Consider the following 6,710-nt stretch of genomic DNA (forward strand, 5'->3'; position numbering starts at 1 on the left):
ACTGGCCGCGTTTCATCAATAGGGCAGCGGATACTGCTTGTGCAGCCGGTCGATGGCCTTCCTCAGATCATCGGGCAAGGGCTTGCCCAGGCCGGCGATCAGGTGGTCAAGCTGGTCCATCCGCGTGGCGCCGATGATCGGGACCACCTTGAAGGGCCGCGTCAGCTGCCAGGCGATCGCCATGTGGATGGCGTCCCAGCCGTGGTCGGCGGCAAGCGTGTGATAAGCCTTGGTCGCGGCCACGCCTTGCGGCGTCTTGCGCCCGCCCAGGTTGCCGGGGCCCCCCGTCGCCTTGTCTACCGCCGCCCGGCTGCCGTCCGGCATCGCGCCGCCGGAATACTTGCCCGACAGCAGGCCAGCGGCCAGCGGGGAATAGGACAGCAGCGTCACATCCTCGTTCACCGCGACCTCGGCCAGATCGGTGTCGTAAAGGCGGTAGAGCAGCGAATATTCGTTCTGGATCGCCGCCATGCGGGGCGCGCCCAGACGGTCGGCCACGGCGCACCATTGGGTCAGGCCCCAGGCGGATTCGTTGGACAGGCCCACGGCACGGATCTTGCCCGCCTTTTGCGCATCGGCCAGCGCGCCCAGCACATCGGCCATGTGGTCCAGCGTCTGCTGCTTCGATTGCTTCGAGGGGTCGTAAGTCCAGTTCTGCCGGAAGGCATAGCTGCCGCGCACCGGCCAGTGAAGCTGATACAGGTCGATGCGGTCGGTTTGCAGGCGCCTCAAGGATGCGTCGATGGCAGCGGCAACAATGGCCCCGTCATAGGGCGCGCCGTCGCGGACCATCTGGCTGGGGCCGGTGATCTTGGTGGCGATCTCGACCCGGTCGCGCTTGCCGGTCTTGGCCAGCCAGTTGCCGATGATGGTTTCGGTCAACCCGATGGTTTCGCGCCGGACGGGGTTCACGGGATACATCTCGGCCGTGTCGAGGAAGGTGATGCCCCCGTCCAGCGCGCGGTCGATCTGGGCGTGGCCCTCGGCCTCGGGCGTCTGGTTGCCGAAGGTCATGGTGCCAAGGCAGATCTCGCTGACCTCGACCGTGCCGCCGCCCAGGGTTACGCGCTTCATGGTGCATCCTTTCGTCCGTTCGCGGGCACCCTAGCGATGGCGCGGCGGGGCGCAAGCCGATCAGGCGCGGGCATAGCCTTCCGATGCGGCGATCAGGCGGCGGGTATAGTCCTGCTGCGCGCTGCCCCGGCGGAGGGCCTGGACGTCCATCACCTCGACGATGCGGCCCGCCTGCATCACGGCCAGCCGGTCGCACATGTGCCCGACGACGGCCAGGTCATGGCTGACCATCACATAGGTCAGCCCGTGTTCGGCGCGCAGGTCGGCCAGCAGGTTCAGGATTTCCGCCTGGACGCTGACGTCCAGGGCGCTGGTCGGTTCGTCCAGCAGCAGCAGGCGCGGTTCCGCCGCCAGGGCGCGGGCGATGGCCACGCGCTGGCGCTGCCCGCCGGACAGCTGGTGCGGATAGCGGAAGCGGAAGCCGCGGCCAAGGCCCACGTCGTCCAGCAGGCGCGCGATGCGGCGGTCGATGTCGTCCATGCCTTGCAGGCGCAGGGTTTCCGACAGGACCACATCGACGGAATGGCGGGGATGCAGGCTGGCATAGGGATCCTGGAAGACCATCTGCACGGTCTTGTAGAAGGCCCGGTCGCGTTTGCGCGCGGTCAGCGGCTTTCCCGCGACCGCGATGGTGCCGGACCAGGTGTCGATCAGTCCGGCGACGGCGCGCAGGATGGTGGACTTGCCCGAGCCGGATTCGCCCACAAGGCCGAAGCTTTCGCCGGGGGCCACGGTGAAGCTGGCGTCCTGCACGGCGTCCACGCGGTCGGGAGGGTGGCCGAACCAGACGTTCAGATGATCGACCGTCAGCATGGGCGGCACCGTTGCTGCGGGGGTTTCACACCCCCGCGCCCCCGTGGGATATTTGGGTGAAGAAGAAGCATCAGAGGCCCCCCGGAAATTCGGTTTCCAGGCTTTGGGTGATCGTGTCGCCGTCGCGCCAGGCGTCCTGGCGTTGCAGGACCGGCAGGCGGTCCACCGGCGCGTCCAGGCGTGGCAGGCTGTTCAGCAGGCCTTGCGTGTAGGGGTGACGCGCCTGGTGCAGGTCGGGCGCGGCCAGGGTTTCGACGATGCGGCCCGCATACATGATCAGCACCCGGTCGCAGAATTGCGCCACAAGGTTCAGGTCGTGGCTGATGAAGATCAGGCCCATGCCCCGGTCGCGGACCAGGCGGTCCATGATGTTCAGAACCTCGGTCCTGACCGAGACATCCAGCGCCGAGGTGGGTTCGTCGGCGATCAGGATCTCGGGGTCGGGGGCCAGCATCATGGCGATCATGATGCGCTGGCCCATGCCGCCCGAGACCTCGTGCGGATAGGCGCCCATCACCCGCTCGGGGTCGCGGATCTGGACGGCGGCCAGCATCTCCAGCGCCTTCTGGCGGGCTGCGGCCTTGGCGCCGCCAGCGTGGAGGCGATAGGCCTCGACGATCTGGTCGCCGACGGTCATCACCGGGTTCAGGCTGAACTTGGGATCCTGCATGACCATGCTGATGCGGTTGCCGCGGATTTTCCGCATCCGGCGTTCCGGCAGGTTCAGGATCGGCTGACCTTCAAGCTCCAGCCGGTCGGCGGTGACAAGGCCCGGCGGGCGCACAAGGCCCAGGATCGCGCGGCCGGTCATGGACTTGCCGCTGCCGGATTCACCCACCACGCCCAGGCGTTCGCGGCCCAGGTCGAAGCTGACGCCGCGCACGGCCTCGAACACGCCTTGGCGGGTCGGGAAGGTGACGCGCAGGCTTCGCACCGACAGCAGCGTCATTCCTTGGCCCCCTTCGGGTCCAGCACGTCGCGCAAGCCGTCGCCCAGCAGGTTGAAGGCCATCGAGACGATGAAGATCGCGATCCCCGGCATGGCGGCGACCCACCAGAAATCCAGGATATAGGTCCGCCCGTCGGAAATCATCGCCCCCCATTCCGGCATCGGCGGCTGCGCGCCAAGGCCCAGGAAGCCAAGCCCCGCCGCCGACAGGATGATCCCCGCCATGTCCAGCGCCACCCGCACGATCAGCGAACTGATGCAAAGCGGCCAGATGTGCTTGACCAGCAGCCGCAGCGGCCCCGCCCCCTGCAGGCGCGCGGCGGCGATGAAGTCGGCGTTGCGGATGGTCAGCGTTTCCGCCCGGGCAAGGCGCGCATAGGGCGGCCAGGCGGTCAGGGCCAGCGCCAGGACCGCGTTGCCGATGCTGGCGCCCAGGGCCGCGACGAAGGCCAGGGCCAGGATCAGCTTGGGGAAGGCCAGGAAGATGTCGGTGATGCGCATCAGCACCTGGTCCACCCAGCCACCGGCAAAGCCCGCCACCGTGCCGATGAACAGCCCGATCACCGGCGCGATCAGCGCCACGGTGCCCACGATGAACAGCGTGATGCGCGAGCCGTGGATCAGCCGCGACAGGATGTCCCGGCCAAGCGCGTCGGTGCCCAGCCAGTGTTCCGCCGATGGCGGTTGCAGGCGGTTCGCAAGGTTCTGCGCAAAGGGGCTTTGCGGGGCGATCCAGGGGGCAAGGACCGCCATGCCGATCAGCCCGACCAGCACGACCAGCCCCAGCATCGCCAGCTTGTTGCCCCGGAAGGTCAGCCAGCCCTGATACAGCGCGCCAAGCCGCGCCTGCCTGCGGGTCTGGGGGGCGTCGGACAGAAGCCACGCGCGGTTCATTTCGACCTCGGGTCCAGGACGCGGTACAGGATGTCGCTGAACAGGTTCAGAGCCACAAAGCAGGTGCCGACGACCACCGTGCCGCCCAGGACCGCGTTCATGTCGCCCGACAGCAGCGCCTTGGTGATGTATTGGCCAAGGCCGGGCCAACTGAAGATGATCTCGGTCAGGACCGACCCTTCCAGCAGTGAACCAAAAGACAGCGCGATCACGGTGACCAGCGGGATGCGGATGTTGCGGAAGGCGTGGCGCCAGATCACCGCGCGTTCCGACAGGCCCTTGACGCGGGCGGTGGTGATGTATTCGGCGGACAGTTGTTCCAGCATGAAGCTGCGGGTCATGCGGCTGATATAGGCCAGGCTGAAATAGCCCAGCAGGCTGGCGGGCAGGATGATGTGGGAAAACGCGTCCCTGAAGGCCCCCCAGTCGCCCGCGATCAGCGAATCGACCAGGATCAGGCCGGTGACGGCGGGCACCATGCCGTCATAGATGATGCCCTGCCGCCCCGGCCCCCCGACCCAGCCAAGGATGCCATAGAAGACCAGAAGCCCCATCAGCCCCAGCCAGAAGATCGGCATGGAATAACCCACAAGCGCCACCACGCGGGCCACCTGATCGACCACCCCGCCCCGCCGCGCGGCGGCGATGACGCCCAGCGGCACGCCGATCAGCACGCCGATCAGCGTGCCCAGGGTCGCCAGTTCAAAGGTGGCGGGAAAGACCCGCCTGATGTCGTCCACGACCAGTTGCCCGGTGGAAATGGACCGCCCAAAATCGCCGGTCAGCACGTCGCCCAGGTATCGCGCGAACTGCACATAGAGCGGCCGGTCCAGACCCATCGCCTGATAGGCGGCGTCGTATTGCGCCTGACTTGCCCGGTCGCCCACCACCTTCAGCACCGGGTCGATGGGCATCACCCGGCCGATGATGAAGGTCACCAGAAGCAGGCCCAGCATGGTCAGGGCCAGCGACAGCAGCGTGCCGCCGATGCTGCGCGCGCGGCGGCGGCGGGCGGCGGCCCGTCCGTCGCCCTGCGCCCTGCCGGTGTCGGTCGCGGCCAAGGCCTATTCGCCCTTCGTCACCTGCCGATACATGACCGAGGTCACGGACCCGCCCGAGTTCCAGTTCTGCACGTTGTCCCGCAGGCCGGTGTTCTCGACCCGCTGGAACAGGGGAACGATGGGGGCTTCGGCCTGATACTGCTTCTGGATGTCGATATACATCTGCGCGCGCTTGTCGGCGTCCTGTTCCAGGGTCGCGGCGACGGTGGCCTGGTTCATCGCCTCGGGCACGGCATAGGCGTTGCGCCAGGCCAGAAGGCCGGTCGCCTGCGCCTCGTCGCTGTTGTCGGGGTTGTATGCGAAGGTCGCGACGTTGGTGTTGGGGTCGGAATAATCCGGGCCCCATTCGCCCAAAAAGATCGGCACGTCGCGGGCGCGATAGGCGTCCAGAACCTGCGCGCCGGTCATCTGCTGGATTTCCAGGGTCAGCCCGGCCTCGGCCATGGAGGCCTGCAGGGCTTGCGCCACGTCCACATATTCGCGCAGGTCGCGGACCTTGGTGGTGATGGTCTTGCCGGACATCCCCGCCTCGTCGATCAGGGCCTTGGCGCGGGCCACGTCATAGGTCCAGGGCAGATCCTCCAGCGCGCCCAGATAGCCTTTCGGCAGGATCGACTGGTGCGGCACGAAGGTGCCCTTGAGGAAGCTGTTCGCGATGCCGTCGTAATCGACCAGGTGCTTCATCGCCTCGATGACCTTGGGGTTCGACAGCACCGGATCCTTCTGGTTCAGGCCCATGTAGAGGATCCGGCCGCGCGGCTCGTCCTGGATCTTCACCCCTTCCACCGCGCCGATGGATTCCACGTCCGTGGGCGACAGGTTGCGGGCGGCGTCGATGTCGCCCTGTTCCAGCAGCAGCCGCTGGGCGCTGGACTCGGCCACGTTGCGCACCACCACGCGCTTCATGGCGGGGGCCCCCCCGAAGTAATCCTCGTACGCCGTGAACTGCACGGCCTCGTTCGGGCGCCAGCCTGCCAGGACAAAGGGGCCGGAGCCTGCCTCGTTGGTGTTCAGCCAGGTGTTGCCCAGGTCGTCGCCTTGCGCGTTCGCCATGACCGTTTCCTTGTCCACCACGCTGGCCACGTTGGCGGTCAGGCAGTTCAGCACGAAGGTCGGCGCATAAGGCTTGTCCAGATGCAGGGTCAGGGTGGTGTCGTCGAAGGTGATCTTTTCCTCGACGTTATCAGCCGTGAAGCCGAACTGCGTCAGGATGAAGGCGGGGGTCTTGTCCAGCTTGACCGCGCGCTGCAGCGACCAGGCGGCATCCTCGGGGCGGACGGGGTTGCCGGAATGGAAGGTCACGCCGGGGCGCAGGGTGAAGGTGATGGACATGCCGTCCGGGGCCACCTGCCAGCTTTCGGCCAGGGACGGCTTGAAGCCCGCATCCATGTCCAGGGGGTCGAAATCGACCAGCCGGTCATAGGTGTTCTGGTTCACGTCGTTGCCCGAAAACTCGAAGCTTTGGGCCGGGTCCAGGCTGATGATGTCGTCGATGGCGGCGGCCACGACCAGGGTGTCGGCGGGGGTTTCGGCCCAAGCGGCGGGCGCGATGGCAAGCGCCGAGGCCAGAAGGATCGCGCGCGGGGTCAGAAGGTGTTTCATGGTGCTTCCCTGTTTCGTCCCCGCGTCAAGGCGGGGTTGGATCAGGGAAGCGTGGCCCAAGGCAACACGACTGGCAAGCCCTTGATGATCAAGCCTGCCGCAACGTCCGGTGAAAGGCCGCCAGCCAGCGGCGGGCGTCGAAACCCGGCGGGGGTTCTGCGGCATAAAGCTGGCGGTCGAGGTCGGCCAGGATCGCAGGCGCAGACTGGCCGCGCCAGTGCAGGTGCCGGTCGGCGGCGGCGCGCAGGGCGGCAAGGTCGCCCGCCCCTGCGGCCCGGCGCAGGGCGCGGGCATGGGGACCAGGCCGCAGGCGGCGCA

Annotated in this window: 6 protein-coding genes and 1 pseudogene; all 7 read right to left on the reverse strand. The window is 67.5% G+C overall.

Annotation, left to right across the window (positions count from 1 at the left end):
- Positions 1 to 15 precede the first annotated feature (15 nt).
- A complete protein-coding gene (locus tag JX613_RS14065) occupies positions 16 to 1,074 on the reverse strand; it encodes an aldo/keto reductase (RefSeq protein WP_207102093.1) in 1,059 nt (352 codons plus the stop codon).
- Between the two features lie 60 nt (positions 1,075 to 1,134).
- Complete coding sequence (locus JX613_RS14070; RefSeq protein ID WP_207102094.1) at positions 1,135 to 1,887, reverse strand: ABC transporter ATP-binding protein; 753 nt, start codon at positions 1,885 to 1,887, stop codon at positions 1,135 to 1,137.
- A gap of 70 nt (positions 1,888 to 1,957) precedes the next feature.
- Positions 1,958 to 2,836 carry an ABC transporter ATP-binding protein gene (locus JX613_RS14075; protein WP_207102095.1) on the reverse strand — a complete coding sequence of 293 codons (879 nt, stop codon included), beginning with the start codon at positions 2,834 to 2,836 and terminating at the stop codon, positions 1,958 to 1,960.
- Entirely contained in the window at positions 2,833 to 3,729 is an 897-nt protein-coding gene (gene nikC / locus JX613_RS14080) for a nickel transporter permease (protein ID WP_207102096.1), read from the reverse strand. The genes JX613_RS14075 and nikC overlap by 4 nt, the downstream gene beginning before the upstream one ends.
- Positions 3,726 to 4,685, reverse strand: a complete 960-nt coding sequence (locus JX613_RS14085) for an ABC transporter permease (RefSeq protein WP_207102104.1) — start codon at positions 4,683 to 4,685, stop codon at positions 3,726 to 3,728. Before JX613_RS14085 ends, nikC begins: the two co-directional genes overlap by 4 nt.
- A 108-nt stretch (positions 4,686 to 4,793) precedes the next feature.
- Positions 4,794 to 6,392 carry an ABC transporter substrate-binding protein gene (locus JX613_RS14090; RefSeq protein WP_207102097.1) on the reverse strand — a complete coding sequence of 533 codons (1,599 nt, stop codon included), beginning with the start codon at positions 6,390 to 6,392 and terminating at the stop codon, positions 4,794 to 4,796.
- 88 nt (positions 6,393 to 6,480) lie between these two features.
- Positions 6,481 to 6,710 (reverse strand): annotated as a pseudogene (locus JX613_RS14095) (hypothetical protein); the annotation flags it as partial.

Origin of the sequence: Paracoccus shandongensis, assembly GCF_017315735.1 — a bacterium.
Lineage (GTDB): Bacteria > Pseudomonadota > Alphaproteobacteria > Rhodobacterales > Rhodobacteraceae > Paracoccus > Paracoccus shandongensis.